Origin of the sequence: Methylorubrum extorquens, from assembly GCF_024169925.1 — a bacterium.
In the GTDB taxonomy this organism is placed as follows: Bacteria; Pseudomonadota; Alphaproteobacteria; order Rhizobiales; family Beijerinckiaceae; genus Methylobacterium; species Methylobacterium extorquens_A.
In genome coordinates this window covers 2,305,857-2,329,272 of record NZ_JALJXF010000001.1, presented here as the reverse complement: position 1 = coordinate 2,329,272, position 23,416 = coordinate 2,305,857, and the positions used below count along the sequence as shown (strand labels likewise).

Annotated in this window: 25 protein-coding genes and 1 other annotated feature; of the genes, 13 read left to right on the top strand and 12 right to left on the bottom strand. The window is 68.6% G+C overall.

Features of this window, described 5'->3' with window-relative positions; genetic code table 11:
• The first annotated feature begins 84 nt into the window (after positions 1–84).
• The 7 genes from J2W78_RS10865 to J2W78_RS10835 all read left to right on the top strand — a co-directional run bounded on the left by J2W78_RS10865 (position 85) and on the right by J2W78_RS10835 (position 4,020).
• Positions 85–921, top strand: a complete 837-nt coding sequence (locus J2W78_RS10865) for an alpha/beta fold hydrolase (RefSeq protein WP_253370499.1) — start codon at positions 85–87, stop codon at positions 919–921.
• Between the two features lie 198 nt (positions 922–1,119).
• Positions 1,120–1,632, top strand: a complete 513-nt coding sequence (locus J2W78_RS10860) for a GAF domain-containing protein (protein ID WP_253370498.1) — start codon at positions 1,120–1,122, stop codon at positions 1,630–1,632.
• 59 nt (positions 1,633–1,691) lie between these two features.
• Positions 1,692–1,910 carry a hypothetical protein gene (locus J2W78_RS10855; RefSeq protein ID WP_253370496.1) on the top strand — a complete coding sequence of 73 codons (219 nt, stop codon included), beginning with the start codon at positions 1,692–1,694 and terminating at the stop codon, positions 1,908–1,910.
• Between the two features lie 241 nt (positions 1,911–2,151).
• The gene (locus tag J2W78_RS10850) at positions 2,152–2,385 is read left to right on the top strand and encodes a hypothetical protein (RefSeq protein WP_253370494.1); all 234 of its coding nucleotides are present in this window, start codon (positions 2,152–2,154) and stop codon (positions 2,383–2,385) included.
• Between the two features lie 5 nt (positions 2,386–2,390).
• Complete coding sequence (locus J2W78_RS10845) at positions 2,391–2,636, top strand: BrnA antitoxin family protein (RefSeq protein WP_253370492.1); 246 nt, start codon at positions 2,391–2,393, stop codon at positions 2,634–2,636.
• 71 nt (positions 2,637–2,707) lie between these two features.
• Entirely contained in the window at positions 2,708–3,421 is a 714-nt protein-coding gene (gene modB, locus J2W78_RS10840; protein WP_253370490.1) for a molybdate ABC transporter permease subunit, read from the top strand.
• A 239-nt stretch (positions 3,422–3,660) separates the two neighbouring features.
• Positions 3,661–4,020, top strand: coding sequence for an energy transducer TonB family protein (locus tag J2W78_RS10835; RefSeq protein WP_253370488.1), 360 nt, complete (start codon positions 3,661–3,663; stop codon positions 4,018–4,020).
• A gap of 195 nt (positions 4,021–4,215) precedes the next feature.
• On the opposite strand, the gene J2W78_RS10830 is transcribed toward J2W78_RS10835, so the two are convergent.
• A complete protein-coding gene (locus tag J2W78_RS10830; RefSeq protein WP_253370486.1) occupies positions 4,216–4,872 on the bottom strand; it encodes a glutathione S-transferase in 657 nt (218 codons plus the stop codon).
• Between the two features lie 112 nt (positions 4,873–4,984).
• On the opposite strand from J2W78_RS10830, the gene modC reads away from it, so the two are divergent.
• Entirely contained in the window at positions 4,985–6,079 is a 1,095-nt protein-coding gene (modC, locus tag J2W78_RS10825) for a molybdenum ABC transporter ATP-binding protein (RefSeq protein WP_253370484.1), read from the top strand.
• A 106-nt stretch (positions 6,080–6,185) separates the two neighbouring features.
• Here modC and J2W78_RS10820 read toward each other — a convergent pair whose 3' ends face one another.
• Positions 6,186–6,467 (bottom strand): hypothetical protein, encoded by a 282-nt coding sequence (locus J2W78_RS10820; protein ID WP_253370481.1) that lies wholly within the window; start codon positions 6,465–6,467, stop codon positions 6,186–6,188.
• A 426-nt stretch (positions 6,468–6,893) separates the two neighbouring features.
• Here J2W78_RS10820 and J2W78_RS10815 point away from each other — a divergent pair, with 426 nt between their 5' ends.
• The 4 genes from J2W78_RS10815 to rsmA all read left to right on the top strand — a co-directional run bounded on the left by J2W78_RS10815 (position 6,894) and on the right by rsmA (position 10,284).
• Positions 6,894–7,499, top strand: coding sequence for a nucleotidyltransferase domain-containing protein (locus J2W78_RS10815; protein WP_253370479.1), 606 nt, complete (start codon positions 6,894–6,896; stop codon positions 7,497–7,499).
• Positions 7,500–7,624: 125 nt separating this feature from the next.
• On the top strand, positions 7,625–8,194 hold the full coding sequence (locus tag J2W78_RS10810; RefSeq protein WP_253370477.1) for a hypothetical protein: 570 nt from the start codon (positions 7,625–7,627) through the stop codon (positions 8,192–8,194).
• 141 nt (positions 8,195–8,335) lie between these two features.
• Positions 8,336–9,385 carry a 4-hydroxythreonine-4-phosphate dehydrogenase PdxA gene (gene pdxA, locus J2W78_RS10805; protein WP_253370476.1) on the top strand — a complete coding sequence of 350 codons (1,050 nt, stop codon included), beginning with the start codon at positions 8,336–8,338 and terminating at the stop codon, positions 9,383–9,385.
• 8 nt (positions 9,386–9,393) lie between these two features.
• Positions 9,394–10,284: a 16S rRNA (adenine(1518)-N(6)/adenine(1519)-N(6))-dimethyltransferase RsmA gene (gene rsmA, locus J2W78_RS10800; protein WP_253370474.1), complete on the top strand. Its 891-nt coding sequence runs from the start codon at positions 9,394–9,396 to the stop codon at positions 10,282–10,284.
• 490 nt (positions 10,285–10,774) lie between these two features.
• On the opposite strand, the gene J2W78_RS10795 is transcribed toward rsmA, so the two are convergent.
• Positions 10,775–11,110 (bottom strand): hypothetical protein, encoded by a 336-nt coding sequence (locus tag J2W78_RS10795; RefSeq protein WP_253370472.1) that lies wholly within the window; start codon positions 11,108–11,110, stop codon positions 10,775–10,777.
• A 461-nt stretch (positions 11,111–11,571) separates the two neighbouring features.
• Between J2W78_RS10795 and J2W78_RS10790 the strand changes: the two genes are divergently transcribed.
• Positions 11,572–11,931, top strand: a complete 360-nt coding sequence (locus J2W78_RS10790) for a hypothetical protein (protein WP_253370470.1) — start codon at positions 11,572–11,574, stop codon at positions 11,929–11,931.
• A gap of 373 nt (positions 11,932–12,304) precedes the next feature.
• Here the strand turns inward: J2W78_RS10790 and J2W78_RS10785 are convergent, their stop codons facing one another.
• From J2W78_RS10785 to lptG, 9 genes are all read right to left on the bottom strand, one after another.
• Positions 12,305–13,741 (bottom strand): IS1182 family transposase, encoded by a 1,437-nt coding sequence (locus tag J2W78_RS10785; protein ID WP_253370468.1) that lies wholly within the window; start codon positions 13,739–13,741, stop codon positions 12,305–12,307.
• Positions 13,742–13,965: 224 nt separating this feature from the next.
• Positions 13,966–15,081: an alpha/beta fold hydrolase gene (locus J2W78_RS10780; RefSeq protein WP_253370466.1), complete on the bottom strand. Its 1,116-nt coding sequence runs from the start codon at positions 15,079–15,081 to the stop codon at positions 13,966–13,968.
• A gap of 137 nt (positions 15,082–15,218) precedes the next feature.
• The gene (locus J2W78_RS10775) at positions 15,219–16,724 is read right to left on the bottom strand and encodes a SulP family inorganic anion transporter (protein ID WP_253370465.1); all 1,506 of its coding nucleotides are present in this window, start codon (positions 16,722–16,724) and stop codon (positions 15,219–15,221) included.
• Between the two features lie 70 nt (positions 16,725–16,794).
• Positions 16,795–16,850, bottom strand: a sequence feature (sul1 is cis-regulatory element that is thought to sense ions involved in sulfur or methionine metabolism; They are found in Alphaproteobacteria).
• A gap of 49 nt (positions 16,851–16,899) precedes the next feature.
• Positions 16,900–17,616, bottom strand: a complete 717-nt coding sequence (locus J2W78_RS10770; protein WP_253370462.1) for an LrgB family protein — start codon at positions 17,614–17,616, stop codon at positions 16,900–16,902.
• Positions 17,613–17,999: a CidA/LrgA family protein gene (locus J2W78_RS10765; protein WP_253370461.1), complete on the bottom strand. Its 387-nt coding sequence runs from the start codon at positions 17,997–17,999 to the stop codon at positions 17,613–17,615. Before J2W78_RS10765 ends, J2W78_RS10770 begins: the two co-directional genes overlap by 4 nt.
• 93 nt (positions 18,000–18,092) lie before the next feature.
• A complete protein-coding gene (locus J2W78_RS10760) occupies positions 18,093–18,569 on the bottom strand; it encodes a TerB family tellurite resistance protein (RefSeq protein WP_253370459.1) in 477 nt (158 codons plus the stop codon).
• A 341-nt stretch (positions 18,570–18,910) separates the two neighbouring features.
• Positions 18,911–19,639, bottom strand: a complete 729-nt coding sequence (locus J2W78_RS10755; RefSeq protein WP_253370457.1) for a class I SAM-dependent methyltransferase — start codon at positions 19,637–19,639, stop codon at positions 18,911–18,913.
• 27 nt (positions 19,640–19,666) lie between these two features.
• The gene (locus tag J2W78_RS10750) at positions 19,667–22,255 is read right to left on the bottom strand and encodes an LPS-assembly protein LptD (RefSeq protein WP_253374017.1); all 2,589 of its coding nucleotides are present in this window, start codon (positions 22,253–22,255) and stop codon (positions 19,667–19,669) included.
• 72 nt (positions 22,256–22,327) lie between these two features.
• Positions 22,328–23,416 carry an LPS export ABC transporter permease LptG gene (lptG, locus tag J2W78_RS10745; RefSeq protein ID WP_253370455.1) on the bottom strand — a complete coding sequence of 363 codons (1,089 nt, stop codon included), beginning with the start codon at positions 23,414–23,416 and terminating at the stop codon, positions 22,328–22,330.

Below are 23,416 nucleotides of genomic sequence, written 5' to 3'. Positions count from 1 at the left end.
CGTCCCAGGATCATCCTCGCGTCGTCGAGCCACCCCCGGAGCCGAAGGCCGCTCCGGATCACCACATGGCGAGGAGAGGCGAGCATGGCGACGATCACCACCGGGGACGGCACCGAGATCTTCTACAAGGACTGGGGGCCGAAGGACGCGCAGCCGATCCTGTTCCATCACGGCTGGCCGCTCTCGTCCGACGATTGGGACGCGCAGATGCTGTTCTTCGTGGGCCAAGGCTTTCGCGTCGTGGCCCACGACCGGCGCGGCCATGGACGCTCGGCGCAGGTCTCCGAAGGCCATAACATGGACCATTACGCCGCCGACGCCGCGGCGGTGGCCGAGCATCTCGATCTCAGGAACACCGTCCATATCGGCCATTCCACCGGCGGCGGCGAGGCCGCGCGCTACGTCGCCCGGCACGGCGAGCCGCAGGGCCGCGTGGCCAAGGCGGTGCTGGTGAGCGCCGTGCCGCCGCTGATGCTGAAGACCGAGGCCAACCCGGAGGGGCTGCCGATCGCGGTCTTCGACGGGTTCCGCAAGGCGCTGGCCGACAACCGCGCCCAGTTCTTCCTCGATGTCGCCGCCGGCCCGTTCTACGGCTTCAACCGCGACGGCGCGGCGGTCCAGGAGGGCGTGATCCGCAACTGGTGGCGGCAAGGCATGATGGGTTCGGCCAAGGCGCATTACGAGGGCATCAAGGCGTTCTCGGAGACCGACCAGACCGAGGATCTGCGGGCGATCTCGGTGCCGACGCTGGTGCTCCACGGCGAGGATGACCAGATCGTGCCGATCGTCGCGGCGGCGCGCAAATCGATCACGCTCCTGCGCAACGGCACGCTGAAGACCTATCCGGGCCTTCCGCACGGCATGCTCACGGTCAACGCCGACCGGCTCAATGCCGACATCCTCGCCTTCATCCGCGGCTGAGCGGGCGCCGGCCCCGCCTCGATGGGGCGGCGCTGGCAGAAGCGGCAATGGCAGAGCGTAACCTGCAGCGGCGGCGAGCGGCTCCTGCGGCGCGGCGGCGGTGATCACCATGCCGTCGTCTCCCGGTTTTGCCCCTCGCGCGTCGCTGCGGGGAGAGGCCTCCTGTACGGATCGGCCCAAACACCCTACCCTAAGCCCATGTTAGATGAGCGCTCCCAGGCCGACCCGCATCTGATGCGGACCGCCGAGCTCATGGCCGCGACTCAGTCCTTGGAGGACGTCGTCGACGTCCTGGCTCGAACGGCCCGTCGGATCGCCGGCTCCGATGGCATCGCCGTCGTGCTGCGGCAGGATGACGCCTGCGCCTACGTGGCCGAGGACGCGATCGAGCCGCTGTGGAAGGGGTGCCGCTTCCCGCTCGACCTCTGCGTCTCCGGCTGGGCGATGCAGAACCGGGAGACGGCCGTCATCCTGGATGTCGGCAGCGATCCCCGCATCCCGGCCGCCGCCTATACCTACAAGGCGATCCGAAGCCTCGTGATGGTCCCGATCGGTGGGCCCGAGCCGGTGGCCGCACTCGGCGCGTATTGGTGCGCCATGGTCTGGCTCGACACGACGACGGTGTCCCGCCTCGAAGCGCTGGCCCACCAAGCCACGGTGGCCCTCGCCCGCCTGCGTGCCCGGCAGAGCACCGAACCGGCCGCCTCCTGAGTGCCGGCATGGGTGACCGGCCGCCCGTTCGGGGATAAGCCGCATCGATGGGGGGATGCATGCCGGTTTTCGTTCTCAGAGGCGCCTGCCGCGCACCCGACGGCCAGATCGGGCCGCCCCTGTTCGAGGAGGCGATCACGGCGGCCAGCCCGAGCGAAGCGGTTCGACTCGCCAACACGCAGGATCTCTCGACCAAGGACGAGCGGGCGAACGCGCTCTGGCTCGTCGATGCGCAGGGCGTGCTGCACTGGTCCCTGCGGCGCGCGGACCGGGATTGAACGGCGCGGGACCGAGCGGACCGGCCCCTGTCTCACGAACGGCGCGATGAGCGGGGGAAAACCGGTCCCACCCCGGCTGAATTGGTCATTGCCGGTGCTTTCGTGCTAAGTCCTGAGGAGAAATCCTCGATGGTCCTGCTCGGGGTTCTTTGCCATCCCGCGCCCGATCTCTCCCGCGTCGGGACGCCGCGCGCCGCCGCCGGGACTTCACGCGGCGCGAATTCTCGTCGAAAGACCTTTCATGAGCGACGATATCGACGCCAAGACCCGCGCCGCAGAGCGCGCGGAGCGATCCGAGCGCATGGCCCGCGAGGGGCAGCAGGCCATGGCCGAGCATCTGGCCGCGGTCAAAGCCGTGGACGAGCGCACCGTGCGCCTGCGGGCCCTGCGGCTCGCCAAGGAGGCGGAGGAGGCCGCCGAGCGGGCCGCCAACCCGCCCGCGCCCAAGCGCGGCCGCAAGAAAGCGACGGCCTGAGCCACATGGCCATCGACCGCACCCGCCGCCCGAGCGACCCGCGCCAAGCGGCCGAGGCCGCTTTCCGGGCGGTGACGACGAAGAAGGCCCCCGAGGCCGCGCCGGCCCCGCCGAAGGCGCCGCTTATTCCCGGCACGCGCGAGACGGTGTCCTTGCGCATCGACCGGGCCGTGCTGGAGCACTACCAGAAGGACGGCCCCGGCTGGCAGGACCGCATCAACGCCGCCCTCAAGGCCGCCGCCGGACTTTGAGGACGGGATCGTGAAGGTGGGGCTCGGCGGATGACCGCGCTCGTCCCTCCCGTCTCACTGGGGAGGGCGCCGTGAGCGGACCCTCGGACTGGCTCGGCCTCAGCCCCGACGAGACGACGGCCCTCCTCCTGTCCCTGCGCGTCGCCCTCGTCGCGACACTGGCGAGCCTCCCGCTCGGCTTGGCACTGGCGTGGCTGCTGGCGCGAAAACGCTTCCCCGGTCACGCCCTGCTCGACGGACTCGTCCACCTGCCGCTGATCCTGCCGCCAGTGGTGACAGGCTACCTGCTGCTGCTCGCCTTCGGCCGGCGAGGGCTTTTCGGCGCGTGGCTGGCCGAGATCGGTATCGTGTTCTCGTTCCGCTGGACCGGCGCGGCGCTCGCCTGCGCGGTGATGGGCCTGCCGCTGATGGTGCGGGCGATGCGCCTGTCGATCGAGGCGGTGGACTGCCGGCTGGAACAGGCGGCGGCGACGCTCGGCGCCGCGCCGGCCCTGGTGTTCCTCAGCGTGACTCTACCGCTCAGCCTGCCCGGCATCCTGGCGGGCGCGGTGCTCGCCTTCGCCAAGGCGATGGGCGAGTTCGGCGCGACCATCACCTTCGTCTCCAACATCCCCGGCGAGACCCAGACCCTGCCTTCGGCGATCTACACGCTCACCCAGGTGCCGGGCGGGGAGGCGGGGGCGCTGCGCCTCACCCTGATCTCGGTCGCGGTCTCGATGCTGGCGCTCGTCGCCTCCGAGGGGCTGGCGCGGCGGATGAGCCGGCGGATCGGGGCAGGGCGGTAAGCGCCCATTCCCGGATCCGGGGCGCGCCGCCCGTCACGAACGGATCTACGGTTGCCACAAGCCACGGCCCAGCAACTGCTGCAATCTTGAGTTATATATTGCAAAAACACAACTTTTGGAGCAATTTGCTCAAGCTCGGCCGTTCGCGTCCATCCAGGGGATCACGGCGGTGTCGAGCCGATCGAACCACCCCCGCGACACGACCGGTTATGCTCATCCCCCCGACACCGACAAAAGGAATGGCCGTCGCCATCATGCTTTTGGCATGGATGACGGCCCCAGCCGATGCGTATGCCAAGTCTCGCTGCCGCACAGAAGACGATCCTGGAATATCGGACTACAAAAAAGTCCTTTATCCAATTGCCGTCAGGCTCGTTCGATCGAGAGTCTATGCCCCTCACATCGACCTTGCGACTGTCGTCCGCATAACGATCGACAAGAGTGGTCGGCTGGTTTCCTCCAAAACCGAACGGCGGTCGAGGTCGCCCTGGTTCGACAGGGAAGTCCTTTTTGTCTTTCCGGTGGGACTGCGTCTTCCCCCCCTGCCAGACTGCGGACCGGAGGCGATCGAGGTCTCGATTCCCATTCGCATTCGTTGAGCGGTCCGCTTCCCGGGCTCCACCGTCCCTTCGGGACGAACCGATTCCCGCCTCACGGCCGACAGATGGGCGGCTCCCGCGCCGTCCGGCCTCCATGGCGACGGGTGGCCCTGCCGACATCGGACGAAGCGGTGACCCGCGAGACCGGCGGCCCCCTTCGGCCATCGCGCCCGCACCCCACCCGCATCGCCCGCCTCACGCATAGGCATACGGCCCGCCCCGCTCCAGCGCCCGCCGGTAGGCGGGCCGCGCGTGGATGCGGGCCAGCCAGTCCGTCAGCCGCGGGCCGGCTCCGGTCCCGCGGGCGGCAAAGGCTTCGAGGGGGAAACTCATCATGATGTCGGCGGCGGTGAAGGCGTCGCCGCAGAAATACGGGCGCTCGGCCAGCTCCGCCTCCCAGTAGGCGGCGTGGCGGCGCAGCTCCGGATCGACGAAGCCGCCGGTGACCTTCCCCGCGATGGCCCGCACCAGCGGGCGCAGCAGGGCGGGACTGCCGGGCGCGAGCCGCGAGAAGATCAGCTTCAACAGCAGCGGCGGCATCGCCGAACCTTCCGCGTAGTGCAGGAAGTAGGTGTAACGCGCCCGCTCCGGCGTGCCGGCCGGCGGCACCAGGGCGCCGTCGGCGCGGGCGGTCAGGAACTCGACGATGGCGCCGGTCTCCGCCACCACATGCCCGTCCGCGGCGATCACCGGCGACTTGCCGAGCGGATGCACGGCGCGAAGTTCGCGCGGCGCCTGCATCGTCGCGGGGTCGCGCTCATAGCGCTTCACGGTGTAGTCGAGCCCCAGCTCTTCGAGCAGCCACAGCACCCGCTGCGAGCGGCTGTTCTCCAGATGGTGGACGGTGATCATCGCCTGCCTTTGTTCGGTCCTGCGCCGACAACGCGGCAGCGCGCGCATCGGGCCACTTGTCTCCGCATCGGTTTTTCTGAGATGCCGAGGAGACCGTACGGACCGAGGCCGCATGACCATCGCCGTCGATGTTTCCCTCCGCCGCGAAGGCTTCGCGCTCGATGTCGCCTTCACCGCAGGCGCCGGCCTCACCGCGCTGTTCGGGCGCTCGGGCTCGGGCAAGACCACGGTGATCGACCTGATCGCCGGGCTCAGCCAGCCGCAGCGCGGGCGCATCGCCATCGACGGCACGGTGCTGCTCGACACGGAGCGCGGCCTCCGCGTGCCGGTGCATCGGCGGCGGATCGGCTGCGTGTTCCAGGAGGCGCGGCTGATGCCGCATCTCAGCGTACGACAGAACCTGCGCTTCGGCCGCCTCTTCTCCCGCGGGGCGGGGGGCCCGAGCCTCGATGCGGTGGCGGACCTGCTCGGCATCCGCCCGCTGCTGGAGCGGCGCCCCGCCGGCCTGTCGGGGGGCGAGCGGCAGCGGGTGGCGATCGGCCGGGCGCTGCTGGCGCGCCCGCGGCTGCTGCTGATGGACGAGCCGCTCTCGGCCCTCGACGAGGCCCGCAAGCGCGAGATCCTGCCCTATATCGAGCGGCTGCGCGACGAGGCCGGCCTGCCCATCGTCTATGTCAGCCATTCGGTGGCGGAGGTGGCGCGGCTCGCCTCGACCGTGGTGGTGCTGGAAGGGGGCCGCGTGGCGGCGAGCGGACCGGTCGATACCGTGCTGCGCCGGCCCGACCTGATCCCCGACGGCGCGGAAGCCGGCAGCGTGCTCGCCATGCGGGTCGAACGCCACGATCCGGAAGCCGGCCTGACACGGCTGAGCGGCCCCGCCGGCCCGCTCGACCTGCCACTGATCGACGCCCCCCAGGGCCGCCGCCTCAACCTGCGGGTGCCCGCCCGCGACGTGCTGCTGGCGCTCGCCCGGCCGGACGGCTTGAGTGCCCGCAACGTCCTGCCGGGCCATGTTCTGTCCCTCAGGGAAGAGGGGACGGCCTGCCTCGTCGAGGTGACCTGCGGGGAGGCGACGCTGGCCGCTCGCCTCACCCGCGCCTCCGCGCGCGACCTGGGGCTCGCGGTGGGGTGCCCGGTCTTCGCCATCGTGAAGAGCGTGGCGCTCGATGCGGGCGGTGCGCCGGGGAGCGGGCGGATCGAGATTTGAGGGGCGCGCCGAGGCGCGGGAGCCGATGCTCGTCGCATGATCAGCCTCGGAACCGGACAACCCGCCCCAGCCGAGCCGGGCGGGGCACCGATGACGATGCACACCCTCAGTCGGTCGATTTCGCCTGGTTGTCGTTCAGGGCCGGAACGTAGGATTCCGTATTGCGCTGCGCCGACTTTTCGCGCGCCGACAGAATAGCCTTGGCGGTGGCCGGCGAGCGCCGATTGATCCAGGCTTCATGACGGGCGCGCGGCTCGCGAAAGGAGCGTTGTGGGCGGGTATTCATCTTGCCTCCGCAACATACATTGTCGTTTTCTAAGAATGCGCGGAGCGACGGCAACGACAATTTTTGCGACGATTGCAACTTCGCTCGGCCCTCTTCCGCCATGGGCGTATCGCCCTGAGGTTCGGTTGGCCGCGCGCGAGGCCACGTTGGATCCGTTGAGGGGCTGGGGCTCGACGACGGTGTCGAACGAGCGCTGACGGGGCCGCGGCAGGCATCACGGATCGGAGACCGAGCGGTCCGGCCTCACGCGTCATCCAGCCCCCGCGGCGATGCGCGCCCACGGTTCCTCATCGGGGTCGCTGTGAGGCGGCGCCCACCTCTCGGCCGCTCCCCCGATCACCTCCGCGATCGGTGAAAGCGCGCTATAAGCCTGCCCATGGCCTTCGACAGACCGCTCGCCCTCACCCTCGGCGATCCTTCGGGGATCGCGCCGGCCGTGGGGCACCCGATCCCGCCTCCGCCCCGAGAGGAGCGGGTTTCTCGCGATCCGATCCGGCGCGCCGCATCGCCGCGCGCGACCGCCCCGGAATGACGGAATGCGGCGTCCCCCCGGATGACGATTGGGCACCATGGCATCCGAGCGAGGTGGCGCGGCGGCTGAGCGCGATCTCACGGCCTTGGTGCGTCGTCGGCGGCTGGGCCCTCGACCTCTGGCATGGACGCCAGACGCGCGACCACGATGACCTCGAAATCACGATCCTGCGCGAAGACTTCAGCCTCTTCCGCCAAGCCCTTGCGGACATGACGTTCTACACGGTGGACGACGGCCGCTTCGAGCGGCTGCCCCAGGATGAGGAGCCGCCGCCCCACATCGCCCAGATCTGGTGCTTCGACGCCTCCGCCGGCCGCTGGCGGGTCGATCTGATGATCGAGCCGGGCGAGCGTGACCTCTGGGTCTGCAAGCGGTGCCCGGCCATCCGGCGCCCCCGCGCGGAGATGGTGGCGGTGACGCCCGACCGTATCCCCTACCTCAGGCCCGCCGCCGTGCTCCTCTTCAAGGCGAAGCACCGGCGCGATAAGGACCAGGCGGATTTCGTGCGGGCCCTGCCACACCTCCCCCGAGCCGAACGGCTCTGGCTGCGGGACTGCCTCGACCGCTTGCATCCCGGACATGCGTGGTTGCAGGCACTGTAGAAGAAACGCTGGACATGTCCGCTATGCCCTCCGACGACAGATCGCTTGCCCTCACCCTCGGCGATCCTTCCGGGATCGGGCCGGCCGTGGAGCGAGCGGGGGCGATCGGCGTTCGAGGGCTTGCGATGAGGTTCGATACGATTGCGGCCCTCGTCGTCGCCCTTCAGGCAAATCCGGTGTTCGCGCAGCAGGAGCCGGTGGAGACAGCCTTCTCGAGCGTCCTGCGGGGTTGCGAGACCTGGGTGATGAACCCGGCGAGCTGGGTCAACGGACCGGAACCGTTCCTCGCCGCGATGGATCTCGGCCCGCGCGTCACCGCCGTGGCGACGATCCCCGAGGCGTTCCGGCCGCCGCCGGGAGAGCTTCGACGTGGCAATCGCTTCTGGCGTATCAACGCGACGGACCGGGCGGGCTTCGCGCTCACCGTCTCCGACCAGCGTCCCATGTGCCATATCGTCGGCGTGGGCTTTGCCGACTTCCGCAAGGCGACCGCAGCCCTCCTCGCTTCCGCGGCATTCACCGCCTCGTGGGAGCCGTTCGACGCGGGGGCGAAGGACACAGGGCGCTCGCTCGTCTTCCGTCACCGCACCGACCGAAAGTTCGTCCTGACGTTGAGCCAGCGGACCGAGGCGCAGGATGGGGCCGGCATCATCCACGTCATCGCCACGGCGGCCTACGCGCCCGATGCGGATTGAACCGCCGCAGCCGTGCGAGGGCCGCAACCGGGGCGATGTCGTAACCGCCCCGCTTGGCATCCTCCCGGCCCGGCCACCGCCATCCGGCCGATCCCCCCAAATCACCTCGGCGATCCAAAAAATCGCGCTATAAGCCCGCCCATGGCCTCCGACGACAGACCGCTCGCCCTCACCCTCGGCGATCCCTCCGGGATCGGGCCGGAGATCGCGCTGGCGGCGTGGCGGCTGCGGGGTGAGCGGGGGGTGCCGCCGTTCCAGCTCATCGGCGATCCCGACTTCCTGGAAGCCACCGCCTACCGGCTCGGTCTCTCGGTGCCGGTGGCCGAGGTCGAGCCCGACGACGCCTGCGAGGTGTTTGCCCGCGCCCTGCCGGTGCTGGCGCTGCCGAGCGGCGCCAAGGTGACCGCCACGCCCGGCGCGCCGGATTCGGCCAATGCCGGGGCGATCGTCGAGTCGATCACCGCCGCCGTCGATCTGGTGCGCGCCGGCACGGCCTCGGCCGTGGTGACCAACCCCATCGCCAAGTTCGTGCTGACGCGGGTGGGCTTCGCCCATCCGGGCCATACCGAGTTTCTGGCCGCGCTCGCCGCGCGAGAGGGGCGTGAGCCGCCGCTGCCGGTGATGATGATCTGGAGCGACACCCTTGCGGTGGTGCCGGTGACGATCCACGTCGCCCTGCGCCGCGTGCCCGAATTGCTGACGCAGGACTTGGTCGAGCGCACCGCCCGCATCGTCCACGCCGACCTGCGCGCCCGCTTCGGCCTCGCAACCCCCCGCCTCGTCCTCTCGGGCCTCAACCCGCATGCGGGCGAATCCGGCACCATGGGCACCGAGGATCGTGACGTGCTGGCGCCCGCCGTCGCGGCGTTGCGCAGCGAGGGCATCGACATCCGCGGGCCGCTGCCGGCCGACACCCTGTTCCACGAGCGGGCGCGGGCGACCTACGACGTGGCGCTCACCCCCACCCACGATCAGGCGCTGATCCCGGTCAAGACCCTGGCCTTCGACGAGGGCGTGAACGTGACGCTGGGGCTGCCCTTCGTGCGCACCTCGCCCGATCACGGCACCGCCTTCGACATCGCCGGCCAGGGCATCGCCAAGCCCGACAGCCTGATCGCCGCCCTGCGGCTGGCGCACCGCCTCGCCCACCGCCCGGCGGACACCGTCCTGCCTTTCCCCGTCCGCGCCTGAAGCGATCGATGACCCTTGACGCGTTGAGCACCGACGGCCTGCCGCCCCTGCGCGAGGTCGTGCGGCGGCACGGGCTGGAGCCGAAGAAGGCGCTCGGCCAGAACTTCCTGTTCGACCTCAACCTGACGGGCCGCATCGCCCGCTCGGCGGGCGCCCTCGACGGCGTGACGGTGGTGGAGGTCGGCCCCGGCCCCGGCGGGCTGACGCGGGCGCTGCTGGCGGCGGGGGCGAAACGCGTGGTGGCGATCGAGCGCGATCCCCGCGCGCTGCCGGCTTTGGCCGAGATCGCCGCGCATTACCCCGGCCGGCTCGACGTGATCGATGCCGACGCCGTCGGCTTCGACCCGCGCCCGCTCGTCGGCGACGGGCCGGTGCGGATCGTCGCGAACCTCCCCTACAACGTCGCCACCGTGCTGCTCACCGGCTGGCTCGGCGCCGACACGCGGGATGACGTCTGGCCGCCTTGGTGGGACTCGGCGACGCTGATGTTCCAGCGCGAGGTCGCCGAGCGCATCGTCGCCGACGAGTCGGACCGGGCCAATTACGGCCGGCTCGGGGTGCTCTGCGGCTGGCGCACGCAGGCGACCATCCTGTTCGATGTGGCGCCAAGCGCCTTCGTGCCGCCGCCGAAAGTCACTTCCAGCGTCGTCCACCTGCGCCCGCGGCCCGAGCCGCTGCCCTGCCGGATCGCCGACCTCGAACGGGTGACCCGCGCCGCCTTCGGCCAGCGCCGCAAGATGCTGCGCCAGAGCCTGAAGGCCGCCACCCCCGACCCCATCCGCCTGCTCACCGCCGCCGGGCTGCCGGAGACGGCGCGGGCGGAGGAGATTCCGGTCGCGGGGTTCGTGGCGCTGGCGCGGGCGCTGGAGGCGGGGGAATCCCGTGAGAGTGCCGTGTAACCGGGCTTCCGGCGCCGGGCGACGTCTTTCGACAGAGTTGGCGGCCATCCTCTGGCATGGCCATCCGTCACGACCTCTGTGCTGGCCTCTGGCCAAGTCCGCGGCCGCCTCTGGGCTCGCCTTTCATCGGGGCCCGATCATGGGCTGGTCCTTGTGCCGAACACGGATGGAAGCCAGGAGCCCCTCGGGTGCGGAACCATACGTGTGGTGCCTGACCGCCGATCGCGCTTTCAACGCGATCGGACGAGAAGCCGCTTTCGACCCACTGCCGAAGCTGGGAACGTCCGCTTGCAGGCCACTCGGTTAGGCTGAGACGTACGATCGGAATGGGTAGATTTCCGCCGTTCCCCTATTGGGCAGCAATGCATGAAAACGAACGTCGTCGCCGTGCCCGCACACGACCGACAAAGGACATCGTAGGGTTGGCCGCAGGCGATACTAGGCAGAAGAGAGTTAGAGTCCCGCTCCCCTCCGCCTGGTTCGACGGGGGTCACGCCTGCGGCAGGTCCACCGACGTCTTGAGTTCATCGGTGCAGAATGGGCCGGCGCATATCTTTGCGCCGAACCAAAGCTTTGGTCCGTCCAGCCAAACGTGGGCGGTTAGTTTGAGAGGCCCGATGTCAAATTTTTGTTCTTCATTCAGTTTGGTTTTGATATGCTGTCGAAGTTCCTGGTCGCCGCCAAGCTCATAAGACAGAACAATGTCGCCCTCTACCCATTCTCCTTGATAGGTCACGTTCTCGACTTTGAGCGATTTTATTTTCGGAAAACCGATATCAAGCGGCCCATCAAACCTAAGGGTTTCAAGTTTTTGCAGCCCAGGCATTGAAGCCTCCCTTATACACTCGGATCAAGCGCAATAAATCATTACGTACCTGCATTGATCGATCAACGTTTATTTCTGGATATTTGGCATTACTCTAGGAAAACCAACAACAAAGCATGCATTTATAGTTATTTTGACCTGAAGGCTGCTGCACATCGGGGTTGTGACATCCGACTGATCCGATAGATGCGTTGGCCGCACGTCAATTTCCGACCCAACGCAAACCTTCGCAGTGGCATAGCCCCAGGGCCTAAGCTAACGGCAAAGCAGACCAGGAAGCTTAATAGATCTATCGATCGGGTTGGGAGGCACCAAGTGAAACATTCGCGCCGGAAACTTTGCGACGCCCACTCTCAAACTTATTGACTAAGACGCAATCGAATGTCAACATCAGGAAAGCTTTAGGAATTTCGCGGATGCAATAGGAATGCAGTTCTTACGGCAAGATAGGAGTATTGAAAATGAAAAACAAAGCGGTCTATCTATTGATATGCTTGTTCCCGCTCGTGCCTTTGCAGGCTTCTGCCGCTTGCCCAACCAACAAAATAATTGCAGTAGAGGATAATGCCTGGAATGTAGAAATAGATGTAAAAGGCCGCCAGTGGAAGGCCATCGGCCCAGGAGGAGCATTAAAAACAGCCACTGTTGGCGTGATATGCTTAGACGGCAATATTCGCATACAACAGTCTAACGCCAGCGATGGAAATGAATGTAATTACAACTTGCCTTATAACAGCCATGACCAATCAATGTCTGGGTCATACGGCTGCACCAAGAATCAACCAAGAGATGGGGCATTGTTTATAGGGCAGTTTCAATAGCTCACACATCTCGCAATCGAAGGAATTCAATGTTTGCGTTCATAATATTGAAGGGATGCTAACCCCATTGCTCCAAATCCCATTTATTATCATATTTCAGTCGAGCTGCTGGACCGTCTTCATCGAGTTCTACTTTGGACGTCTAATGCCGACTGGCTGAACAGCCGTTTCCCATACTGAGTCCATGTTGCCGAACCGTCGATTCACGGCTTTGGGGAAGTGCCTTGGGCTGTCCGTACGGCTGGCTCAGGTCGGATGCGGAACGTCCGCTCCAGGGCGGGGGACGAGCGTCCGCTACCCACCGAGGCTGTGTGAGAACGCGGTTGGGTGTGTCGGCGCGGATTGGTGACGGGGTGCGAGGTGCCGCGTGCCCTCACGCCCGCAGGGCGGTGAGGAGAGGCCCGGTTCCGAGGATCGCCATGACCCGCTTCAGATTGTAGGCCAGGACCTGCAGGCTCATCTCGGTGGCCACGTTTCTCAACCGTCGCATCCGGAAGTGCGTCGCCCCCATCCAGCCTTTGAGCGTCCCGAACACGTGCTCGACCGTCTGGCGCCGCGTGCGCATCGCATGAGGATCCGCGTCGAGCCGGCGCTGTACGGCTTCCAAGACAGCCTCGTGCTCCCACCGCGTCACCCGCCGCTCCTTGGCCGGCGTGCAGCGTGCCTTGATCGCGCAGTCGTGGCAGGCCGTCGTCCAGTAGCGGCGTAGCGTCAGTCCGCCCTCCACGTTCGTGTAACGGTACGAGAGCCGCTCGCCGGCCGGACACCGGTAGGCGTCCGCCTCTGGCTCGTAGACGAAGTCTTGTTTGCCGAAGCGCCCCTCCGCCTTGGCGCCCGAGGTCAGCGGCTTGGGCAGCGTCACCGCGATGCCGGCCTGCTCGCAGGCCAGGATCTCCTCGCCCGAGAAGTAGCCCCGGTCGGCCAGCACGCTGAGCCCTTCATGCCCGGTCGCCACCTGGCCCTGGCGGCTCATGTGCGCCAGCTGGGTGCGGTCGTGCCCGACGTTGGTCACCTCATGCGCGACGATCAGATGATGCTCGGTGTCGACGACCGCCTGCACGTTATAGCCGACCATCCCCGTGCCCTTACCGCTCGTGGCCATCGCCCGCGCGTCCGGGTCTGTCAGCGAGATCTGCCGGTCGGGGGCAGCCTCGACGAGCGTCTCCATCGCCTGCAACTCGCGCATTCGCGTCCGCAGGGCGTCCAGACGCTCGGCGATGCGCACCTTGCGCACGCGCGCGACCTCGTCTTCCTGGCGGTCGGCGGTGTCGAGGGCGGCGAGATAGCGTGCGATGCTCGCCTCGACCTGCTCGATGCGGCGCCGGACCGCGGCTGGGGTGAAGTTGCGATCACGGGCGTTCACCGCTTTGAAGCGGCTGCCGTCCAGCGCCACGACACCACCGGCCAGGAGGCCGAGTTGGCGACACAGCACCACGAACTGGCGGCAGGCGGCTTGGATCGCAGGACCGTTGTCGCGCCGGAAGTCGGCGATGGTCTTGAAGTCTGGGGCGAGGCGGCCGGTCAGCCACATCAGCTCGACGTTGCGGCCGGCCTCGCGCTCCAGGCGGCGGCTGGAGGCGACTTGGTGGAGATAGCCGTAGAGGTAGATCTTCAGCAGTGTCGCGGGATGGTAGCCGGGCCGGCCCGTCGTGGCCGGCACCACGCCGTCAAAACCCAGAGCCGCGAGATCGAGTTCGTCGACGAATGCATCGACGACGCGCACCGGATTGTCCTCGGATACGTAATCGTCCAGCCGGTTCGGCAGAAGCGTGACTTGATGGCGATCAGCACCACAAACAAAACGCGCCATAGCCGCCTCCGCCGTCCCGCAGAGACTATCAGAACAGCAGCGTTTTCACACAGCCTCCACCCCACGCGAACCTCCCAGCAAGCGCGGTAACATATCCCCCTTGATGGCGGAGGCCCGATGACAGCAGGCTCCGATCGGCCTCCGTGTGGCCCTCGACGAGGACACGTCTCGATGCCCGGCGATCCGGGGCGCGGCGGTGCCGGATTCGGCCCCTGCGGGCGCAGCTATCCGAGCTTCATCACCGCGTCGATCGCGCGCTCCACCTTCAGCCGCGCGCCGTAATGGATCATGTGACCGAGGCCGGGCAGGAGCCGCAGCGTGCTTCCGGGGATCGTGGTGTGCAGCCGCACCGAGTGCTCGCCGGCCTTGACGATCGCGTCCGCGTCCCCGGCCAGGATCGACACCGGCAGCGTCAGGCCACTGTAGCGGCGCTGGAGCCCCGTGACGGCGGAATTCATCGAGGCGGCGTCCTCCGAGACCGCGCGCAGTTGCGTCGCCGCCGCCGCGATCTCGATCGGGAAGCGCGCTGTGAAGCGGGCCGGCACAGGTTGGGGCCAGAAGACCTGCCGGAACGATTGCCCGGTGAGCGACGCGCTCACCTTCGCCGGCACCATGGCCCGCATCGCGTCGCCGAAGCCCGGCACGGCGAGCGGTGCGATCAGGGCCGCGTCGGTGCGATGCCCCGGAAAATAGGAGCCCGACAAGAGCACGAGCCCGCGCAGCGGGCGCCGCCCGTCGGCGGCGAGCGCCAGGGCGACGATCGTGCCCCAGGAATGCCCGACGATGAGGGGACGCTCGACGGAGAGCTGTTCCAGCACCCGGTGCAGCAGCACGGCCTGCCCTTGAGCGGTCCAGACCCGGTGGCGGGGGCGGCCGGTGTAGCCGAAACCGGACCGGTCGATCGCGATCACCCGGTAGCGGGCCGCCAGCCGGTCGATCAGGCCGCAGATCGCGAAATCCTCGGCCATGGTGCCGTTGCCGTGGACGAGCACCACCGGCCGGCCGCGTCCGCGCACGATGACGTGCACCGGCAGGCCATCGACCGTCACGAACTGGCCGGGCGGCTTGCGGGTCGTCTCAGACCCTTTCGCGGTGAGGGCGGCCGCGACCACCTTCTCGGTGTCCCGGACCGTCCGCTTCACGGATCGGACCGTCGCCTTGCGCGTCTCCCGGATCGCCGTCTCGGTCGAGCGGGTCACGGCCTTGGTGGCGGCCTTCGTGACGGACTTGGCGGCGCTCTCGAGGGAGCGCGTAAGCTGCCCCGTCACTTTCCGTGTCGTGCGGGTGAGGATGCGGCTCGCGCGGCGCCGGGTCTGACGAGGGGGGTCGAAGGGAAACACGGCGCCTCGCAGGGCAACGGGCCGGCTCGGCCTCAGGGCGACACCACACCGCGACGCTCCGGAGGGTCGCGCGCCGACATTACCGAGTTTCGCCCGCACTGCACAACCAAGGCTGGAAACGGAACGCGCCGTGCCCCTCAATGCGCCGGCAGCGAAGCGTCCGCCTTGTCGTGCCGGCCGAAGCGCTCGACCAGGGTGGTGCTGGCCTCGTTGAGGCCCACGACCTCGACGGTCCGGCCGGCGGCGCGGGCCTTCATCACCACGCGGTCGAGGGCGCCGACCGCCGAGATGTCCCAGAAATGCGCCGCGTGCACGTCGATGACGAGCCGCTCCACCGGCTCGCGGACGTCGATGCCCTCGGCGAAGGTGCCGGCGGAGGCGAAGAACACCTGGCCCGCCACCCGGTAGGTGCGGGTGCGCCCGTCCGGCGACAGCTCGGCGGTGATCCGGCTCATCCGCGCGACCTTGTCCGCGAAGAACACGCCCGAGAGCAGAACGCCGACCAGCACGCCGATGGCGAGATCGCGGGTGGCGACCACCACCGCGACGGTGGCGAGCATCACCAGGGAGGAGGGCAGCGGGTTGGTGCGCAGCGCCAGGAGCGAGCGCCAGGAGAAGGTGTTGAGCGAGACCATGATCATCACGGCGGTCAGCGCCGCGACGGGGACGATGGCCAGCAGATCCTGCAACAGCACCAGCAGCGCGAGGAGAAAGCCCCCCGCCACCAGGGTCGAGAGCCGGCCGCGGGCGCCGGACGACACGTTGATGACCGATTGGCCGATCATGGCGCAGCCGCCCATGCCGCCGAACACCGCCGAACTCATGTTGGCGAGCCCCTGGCCCATGCATTCGCGGTTCTTGGAGCTGCCGGTGTCGGTCATGTCATCGACGATCTGCGCCGTGAGCAGGCTCTCCAGCAGGCCGACCGCGGCGAGCGTCGCCGAGTAGGGCAGGATGATGCGCAGGGTCTCTAGGTTGAGCGGCACGTCGGGCAGGGCGAAGCTCGGCAGGGCGGTCGGCAGCGCGCCGAGATGGGCGACGGTGCGCACGTCGAGCCCGAGATACGCGGTCAGCGCGGTGAGCACGGCGATGGCGACCAAGGGCGAAGGCACCGCGCGGGTGATTTTGGGAAAGCCGTAGATGATGGCGAGCCCCAGCGCGATCAGCCCGTAGGTGGCCGGCGTGACGCCGGTGAGTTCGGGGAGCTGCGCCAAAAAGATCAGGATCGCCAGCGCGTTGACGAAGCCGGTCATCACCGAGCGCGAGACGAAGCGCATCAGCCGCCCGAGCCGGGCGAGCCCCGCCAGGATCTGGAACACGCCCATCAGGATGGTGGCGGCGAAGAGATACTGGACGCCGTGGTCGCGCACGAGATCGACCATCACCACCGCCGTGGCGGCGGTCGCGGCCGAGATCATGGCCGGACGCCCGCCGGCAAAGGCGATGACGCAGGCGATCACGACGGAAGCGTAGAGGCCGACCTTCGGATCGACCCCGGCGATCACCGAGAAGCCGATCGCCTCCGGGATCAGGGCGAGCGCGACGACGATGCCGGAGAGGATGTCGGCCCAAGGGTTGGCGAACCAGTTGGCGAACCAAGCCGAGCCGAACCGCCCGCGGGCGGTTGAAACAGTCGATGACATGGCAGAAGATTCCGCAGAGGGACGCGAGGCTCCGCCAGCTGATGCGGGGAGGGAGCGAGCGTCACGAATGCGTGGTCCGGCGGATCGGCGGCCGGAAGAGCCACCCGGGCTTGCACCGGGTCCGAGCGATTGCGCCGAGGTGTACGGTGCGTTGGGCTGCGGCGCAATACGGGGCTTATCGCAAGAAACTCACCGCCACCGGCACCAGAACCGCCGTCAGGAATGCGTTCAGCCCCATGGCGATGCCGGCAAACGTGCCGGCGACCTCGCTGACCTGAAAGGCGCGGGCGGTGCCGAGGCCGTGGGCGGCCAGCCCCGCTGCGAAGCCGCGGGCGCGCATGTCCTCGACGCGCAGGGTCCGCATCAGCGGCGTGACGATCACCGCGCCGGCCATGCCGGTGAGCATCACCAGTACGGCGGCGAGCGTCGGGTCGCCCCCGAGCGCCTCGACGATGCCCATCGCGACGCCCGTGGTCACGGATTTCGGGGCCATGGCGAGGCGCACGTCGTAGGGGATGCCGGCGAGCTTGGCGAAGACCAGCGCCGAGGTCATCGCCGTGACGCAGCCGACCAACAGGGCGGCGAGCATCGGCAGGAGCGCGCGGGTCACCGTCGCCCGCCGCTCGTAGAGCGGAACGGCGAGGGCCACCGTGGCCGGTCCGAGCAGGAAGTGCACGAACTGCGCGCCCTCGAAATAGGCGCGGTAGGGCGTGCCGGTCAGCGTCAGCACGAGGCCGATCATCCAGATCGCGTGGATCACCGGATTGGCGATCGGATGGCGCCCGGCCGCCTGGAACAGGCGGTCGGCCACCGCGTATGCCAGCAGCGTCACCGCGAGCCACAGCAGCGGAGTGCGGCTCAGATAGACCCAGAGCGCGAACTCGCCGGTCATCGGCGGTCCAGAAGCTTGGAGACCGCGACGAAGGTGAGCACCGTCGCCGCCAGCGTCAGGGTCACGGAGAGGGTGAGCACCGCCGCCAGCGCGAGCCCGTGGCTCGCCAGCACGTCGAGCTTGCCGACGATGCCGACGCCCGCCGGCACGAACATGATCGAGAGGTGGGCGAGCAGCCCCTTGGCGGTGCCCTCCAGCCCGCCATCGACCAGCGGCGGCGGCAGCCAGCGGGTCGAGGCCGGCTGCGTCCGGTCGCGCAGCACGAGGAAGCCGAGGAGCAGCGCCATGCCGATCACCGGCCCCGGCACCGGCAGGCCGGCGGCGCGGGCCGCCACCTCGCCCAGAAGCTGGGCGAGCAGGATCAGGGTCAGGCTGACGATCATCGAAAGGTCCGGAGTCCCAAGGGGATCATCCCCTCGGCGGGGTGTCGGGCCAGCGCCCCGATGGTTCTCCAGGGCTCTGCTCTGGATCGGCCATCACGCACCGGCGGGCTCGCGGAAGCCGCGGTCGCGGGCGGCGGTAATCGCCGGCTCGTCGAAGCCGAGCAGCTTGCCGAGGCGCCAGACCAGGGCCTCCTCGAACTCGTGCACCTCGCCGTCGGCGCCGGCCACCGACCACGCCATGGCGAGCAACCGCCCCCGCTCTTCCGGGCTGCTGCCGTCGCTGCCGATCAGCTCGACCAAGCTCGTCATGTCGCGGGTCTGCGCCTCGAAGGTGGCGGCGCGCTCGATCAGGCTCTGCGCCTCCGCGTCGCTGGCCGCGTAACGGCGGCGCACCAGCCGCACCAGCCGCTCGCCCTCGGCCGGGTCGAGCACGCCGTCGGCGCGGGCGACGTGGACGAGGAGCGCGGTCGCCGCGAGATGCTCCTCGCTGCCGTCGGGCACCGTCTCGGCCGGGGCCGGCAGGCCGAAGGCCGAGGAAGCGTAGGAGAGAAGCCGCTGAAGGAGGGCCATGTCCGTTCCCGTCCGATTTTGCGCGCCACCGTCGGGGGCGTGCGGGACGGGGTCAAGCGCGGAGCGGGCCGAAGCCCGCCCCATCACAGGATTTCCGGCCTCGCCGTGGTGCGGCTGCACAGGGTGCAGCCGCGTCCTGGGCGCGCCGAGGCGAGCGTCGTCTTGCTGGGATCCGTCAGCGGCGTGGGATCGGCGGGTCCGTGAAACCCTCCGCCGGGGTGTCCGCGTTGGATTGGCGAGCGAACGCATCGCGCCCGTCGCCGTTCGTTGCGCTCCCGATGTCCTTTGCGGGCCATACGTGGGACGATGCCGCCGGCACCCCCAACCCGAGCGTTTCAGCCTTACCGGCTCTGCGCCGGGTAGCGCGTGCCGTCCACGATGGCGTCGAGGGGGATGCGGGTCCAGTCGAAGCCCGCCGGCTCGGCGCGCTTGCGGCACAGGATTTCGCTGTGGCCGTACATCTCGGTGATCGGCGCGAAGCGCAGGCCCGGCCGCGCCCGGTCGGTGAAGTAGCCGACGATCGGGCTGCTCATGCCCTTGTCGATCAGCTCGAAGCCGAGGGCGTCGTTGAACAGGGCGCGCAGGCCCATGTCCGAGAACTGGAAGAAGTTCCACGGCCGCTCATGCGAGCGAAACGAGAAGTGCGTCTCGACGAAGACGTGGCCGCCGACCTTCAGGAGCTTGGCGATCTCGACCGCCGCCACCCAGGGCGCGGCGAGATGCTCGAACACCGCCGAGGAGAAGATCAGGTCGAAGCGCTCGTCTTCCCCGAAATAGTGGGAAAGCCGGTGGGCATCGCCGACCACATCGACGTTCTCGCCCGCGTAGAGATCGAAGCCGACATACTCCGCCTGGGCAAAGCGGTGGCGGAAGTTGGCGCCGGTGACGTTGCGCGAACCCACCTCGAGTACGCGCAGGCCCGGCTTGTCGAAGCGCTCCGACAGGATGTCGATCCAGGCGCCGTGCGCCAGGTCCTTCGGCGGGGCGATGCGGTCTCGGCGGAACCTGAACGGGAGCGTGGCCAGGGCGCCATAGGCGCGGATCAGCGAATCGGCCGCCCCCTTCAGCATCGTTGCATTCCGGCGCAGACGACCATCTCAGCGCACCGAGGCGATGCCGTCGGCGGTGGTCGAGCTGCTGACGTTCTGGCGCAGGTCCGCCTCGCCCAGCGTCTTCAGCTCCAGGCGCAGCAGCACGGTCTGGTTGCGCTCGCGCACGCCGATCGCGGTGGCGATGGGCGAGACGATGTAGTTCAGCGAGACCGTGGTGCACTCGTCCTGATAGCCGCCGCCGAGGCTCAGGCCGGAGAGGTAGGTCAGGCCGGGGCTGCTGTAGACCGGCGCGAGGCCGACGGGGTTGGCGAGGTAGGCGGTGTAGAGGTCGGCGAAGGTGTCGCGGGTGTCGAGGTAGCGGGTGAAGTCGACGAGCGCCGAACCGGTGACGAACCAGTTCGGGGTGATGCGGTAGGTGGCCGAGGCCGTCACGCCCTCGCGGCGGTGAACGAAGCCGAGCGCCGGCTGCGCCTCGTAGTAGGAGTAGAACAGCGAGGTCTCGAGCGGCAGGAACGGCGAGAACCGCGCGGTCACGCCGGTCTCGAACCGGTTCACGGCAAAGTCGCGCTGGTCGAAGCGGGCGCGGCTGATGAAGCTGATGTTCTGGTTGGGCGAGAGCTGGAAGCGGCCCACGAAATCCGAGCGGCGGTTCTCCAGGCCGGAATCGAGGCCGACATTGGCCAGATCCCCGCGGCGGAACGAGTTCACGCCCGCGACCTGGATCGACTCGCCGAACATCAGGTTGGCGTACCAGCCCGACGGGGTCACGACGGAGTATTGCGCGCCGAGATTGGCCCGCACGCCGCCCTCGACCCGGTCGTAGCCGGAGAACTTGTCCCACTGGAACAGCGAGGTGTCGTCGAAGACGAGGCTCTGCGCATCCTCGTTGGGCAGGCGGCCGATCCGGGTCTCGGAGGGCCGGGCGATCACCTGGGCGATCGGCTCCAGGGTGTGGACGCCGAGCCCGCCGAAATCGGCGACGAAGGGATAGCGGTAGTCGAGGCCGATCGCCGGCATGATCCGGCCGGAGAAGCCGTCATCGACGGTGGTGATGTTGTTCACCAGCGCGTTTTGGAAGCCCGAGCGGCTCGGGTTCACGAAGAAGGCGTCGGTGCGCAGATAGGTGAACGGCGTGAAGACTTGGCCGAAATCGTCGATGAAGCTGCGGCGCCAGGAGACCTGGGCCGAGAGCCGCGTGTCGACGCCGCCCAAACCGCGCACGATGCAGCGGTCGCGCACGAAGGTGGTGCAGGTCTCGTAGAGCGGGTAGCTGATCCCGTTGACGCTCGGGGCGAACAGGTAGCTGCCGGTGCGCGGGATGCCCTGGAAGTCGGTCGCCTCGCGGCTGAGGCTCGTGACGTTGGCCTCGAACCGCACCTCGCCGCCGATCTTGCCCGGCCCGTCGATGCGCTTGTCGTAGTCGATCACCGGCAGGACGATCGGCTGCTCCTTCTGCCAGTCGAAGCTCGACAGGGCCTTAAAGTAGTAGCCGCGCGCCTCGAACCACGAGCGGTCGCCCTGGCCGATCAGGTAGGCGGACGAGACCGCCTCGCGGAAATAGTCGGTGGTGATGCTCTGGTTGCGGATGCGGTAGTTGTCGAGGAACCACTTGTCGGTCACGCCGACGAGATCCCAGCCCGTGCGCCAGTGCTCGTTGATGAAGAAGCGCCCGCGCGTCTCGACCGAGCCGCGGAACTCGCGGTCGGCGGCACCGAGCGGCCCCGGCAGGAAGGCCGAGGGCGTCGATTGGAAGATGCCCGACAGGCGCAGGTTGTAGCTGCCGTTGTCGAGGCGCTGGCGGAACTCGGCCTGGCCCAGCACGCCCTGGCGCGAGACGAAGGCCGGCGTCAGCGTCAGGTCGTAGCTCGGGTCGAGATTGATGAAGTACGGGGTCGCGACGCCGCTGCCGAGCGGGGTCGAGGTGATGAAGCGCGGCGTCAGGAAGCCGGTCTTGCGCTTCACCGTCGGGTCGGCGGACTCGAAATAGGGCAGGTAGGCGACCGGGATCCCACCGATCTCGAGGCTCGAATCCTCGTAGGAGATCGTGTGGGTCTCATTGTTGTGGATGATCTTGGCCGCCTTGATCTGCCAGAGCGGCGGCGTCTCCGGATGGTCCTTGCACGGCTCGCAGGCGGTGTAGGTCGCGTAGTCGAAGCTCGATTGCTCGCCCGCGATCCGCTCCGCCCGCGGGGCGGAGATGCGGGTGCGCACCGTCTCGCCCTTCATCACGACGGTCTGCTGGATGCGCAGGGCCTCGACGAAGCCGTTCTTGAAGTCGTCGGTCAGCTCCATCCGCTCACCGGTGACCAGCGCCCCGGTCTCGTCGGTGAGGCGGACATTGCCCTCGGCGAAGACGCGGCTCGTGCCGCGGTCGTAGCGCACCCGGTCGGCCTGGAGCGTGCGCGCGCCGTAATGCAGCTCGGCATTGCCGCGCGCGGTCACGGTGTTGCGGTCGTTGTCGTAGATCAGTTCGTCGGCCTCGACGAGCAGGCGCTGGCCCTTCTCGCCGGGCTTGGCGCCGGCGAGCTTCTCCAGTCCGGCCTGGGCATGGGCGCGCGGCGCGGCGAGCCCGTAGGCTGCCGTCAGCAGTGCGGCCACGGAGACCGTGATCGCGATGTCGGCGACCTTACGCAACGCGCCACCCAACTCCTGTGCAGCCCCCTGCACGACGACCCCGTCCACCCGCCCCACCCGGACAACCGTGCATCAGCCGTCCTCCTGGTAGAGAAGCGTGAGCGTACCGAGCAAGCTCCCTACCACGGCGGGGAACCACGCCGCCACTGTCGGCGCGACCATCCCCGACGCGCCGAGGCCCTCCATGACCTGCCGCGCGACGTAGAGCACGAAGCCCGCGCTCACCCCGCCGAGCACCAGTTTACCGACACCACCAAAGCGGAAGAACCTTAAGGAAACCGTTGCCGCCACGAGGACCATCGCGAGGTAGAGCAGGGGCGTTGCCAGCAGCACATCGTACTGGAGCCGGTAGCGCGTGGCATCCAGCCCGGCCCGCTCGTGGCGTGCGATGGTCTCCGGAAGTTGCCAGAAGGGCACAGATTCCGGAGGGGTGAAGCGCTGGCGGATCTGGCTCGGATCGAGCGTCGAGGCGACGAGGTAGACCTCGTGGCTCTCGGGCGGTTCATCGCGTGTGAGAACCCGCACATCGCGCAACTCCCACCAGCCGTCGTGCAGGGTCGCCCGTGCCGCCTCGAGCTGCGCGGTGAAGATGCCCGCGTCGTCGAACTGGAACACGGTGACGCCGGCCAGCGTCGTCGTGCCCTCGACCGCCGTCTCGGCGCGGATGATCGCCTGGCCGTCGATGCTGCGCTGGCGCAGCCACAGGTCCTTGCCGGTGCCGGCCTTGGTGGATTTGGCGAAGATCTTCGCCTCGATCTCGCTGGAACGCTGCTTGAGCGCCGCCGAGAGGGGATTGTAGGCGCCGATGGCGAGCGCACCGATCGCCAGCGCCACGAAGGCGCCGGGCTGGAGGAACTGCCACGCCGAGATGCCGGCGGCCCGCGCCACCACGAGTTCGAGCTTGCGCGAGAGCTGCAGCAGGGCGGCCATGGAGCCGAACAGCACCGCAAACGGCAGCACGCTCTCGGCCACGGCGGGCGTGCGGTAGAGCGCGAGCTGCGCCATCAGCCCCGGCGAAGCGCCCTCCGCATCGCCCGCGCGACGCAGCAGCTCGACGAAATCGAGGGTGTAGACCAGGGCGAAGACCGTGAGGAACACGCCGAGGATGGTGCGCACGAAGCGCCACGCGAAGTAGCGGCCGAGGGTCGCGCCGATCAGCAT

Excerpts from the sequence above, each read along its gene's own strand:
- J2W78_RS10865 (WP_253370499.1), top strand. The coding sequence starts at position 85 with ATGGCGACGATCACCACCGGGGACGGCACCGAGATCTTCTACAAGGAC.
- J2W78_RS10860 (WP_253370498.1), top strand. The coding sequence starts at position 1,120 with ATGTTAGATGAGCGCTCCCAGGCCGACCCGCATCTGATGCGGACCGCC.
- J2W78_RS10855 (WP_253370496.1), top strand. The coding sequence starts at position 1,692 with ATGCCGGTTTTCGTTCTCAGAGGCGCCTGCCGCGCACCCGACGGCCAG.
- J2W78_RS10850 (WP_253370494.1), top strand. The coding sequence starts at position 2,152 with ATGAGCGACGATATCGACGCCAAGACCCGCGCCGCAGAGCGCGCGGAG.
- J2W78_RS10845 (WP_253370492.1), top strand. The coding sequence starts at position 2,391 with ATGGCCATCGACCGCACCCGCCGCCCGAGCGACCCGCGCCAAGCGGCC.
- J2W78_RS10835 (WP_253370488.1), top strand. The coding sequence starts at position 3,661 with ATGGCCGTCGCCATCATGCTTTTGGCATGGATGACGGCCCCAGCCGAT.
- J2W78_RS10830 (WP_253370486.1), bottom strand. The coding sequence starts at position 4,872 with ATGATCACCGTCCACCATCTGGAGAACAGCCGCTCGCAGCGGGTGCTG.
- modC (WP_253370484.1), top strand. The coding sequence starts at position 4,985 with ATGACCATCGCCGTCGATGTTTCCCTCCGCCGCGAAGGCTTCGCGCTC.
- J2W78_RS10820 (WP_253370481.1), bottom strand. The coding sequence starts at position 6,467 with ATGGCGGAAGAGGGCCGAGCGAAGTTGCAATCGTCGCAAAAATTGTCG.
- J2W78_RS10815 (WP_253370479.1), top strand. The coding sequence starts at position 6,894 with ATGACGGAATGCGGCGTCCCCCCGGATGACGATTGGGCACCATGGCAT.
- J2W78_RS10810 (WP_253370477.1), top strand. The coding sequence starts at position 7,625 with ATGAGGTTCGATACGATTGCGGCCCTCGTCGTCGCCCTTCAGGCAAAT.
- pdxA (WP_253370476.1), top strand. The coding sequence starts at position 8,336 with ATGGCCTCCGACGACAGACCGCTCGCCCTCACCCTCGGCGATCCCTCC.
- rsmA (WP_253370474.1), top strand. The coding sequence starts at position 9,394 with ATGACCCTTGACGCGTTGAGCACCGACGGCCTGCCGCCCCTGCGCGAG.
- J2W78_RS10795 (WP_253370472.1), bottom strand. The coding sequence starts at position 11,110 with ATGCCTGGGCTGCAAAAACTTGAAACCCTTAGGTTTGATGGGCCGCTT.
- J2W78_RS10790 (WP_253370470.1), top strand. The coding sequence starts at position 11,572 with ATGAAAAACAAAGCGGTCTATCTATTGATATGCTTGTTCCCGCTCGTG.
- J2W78_RS10785 (WP_253370468.1), bottom strand. The coding sequence starts at position 13,741 with ATGGCGCGTTTTGTTTGTGGTGCTGATCGCCATCAAGTCACGCTTCTG.
- J2W78_RS10775 (WP_253370465.1), bottom strand. The coding sequence starts at position 16,724 with ATGTCATCGACTGTTTCAACCGCCCGCGGGCGGTTCGGCTCGGCTTGG.
- J2W78_RS10770 (WP_253370462.1), bottom strand. The coding sequence starts at position 17,616 with ATGACCGGCGAGTTCGCGCTCTGGGTCTATCTGAGCCGCACTCCGCTG.
- J2W78_RS10765 (WP_253370461.1), bottom strand. The coding sequence starts at position 17,999 with ATGATCGTCAGCCTGACCCTGATCCTGCTCGCCCAGCTTCTGGGCGAG.
- J2W78_RS10760 (WP_253370459.1), bottom strand. The coding sequence starts at position 18,569 with ATGGCCCTCCTTCAGCGGCTTCTCTCCTACGCTTCCTCGGCCTTCGGC.
- J2W78_RS10755 (WP_253370457.1), bottom strand. The coding sequence starts at position 19,639 with ATGCTGAAGGGGGCGGCCGATTCGCTGATCCGCGCCTATGGCGCCCTG.
- lptG (WP_253370455.1), bottom strand. The coding sequence starts at position 23,416 with ATGCTGATCGGCGCGACCCTCGGCCGCTACTTCGCGTGGCGCTTCGTG.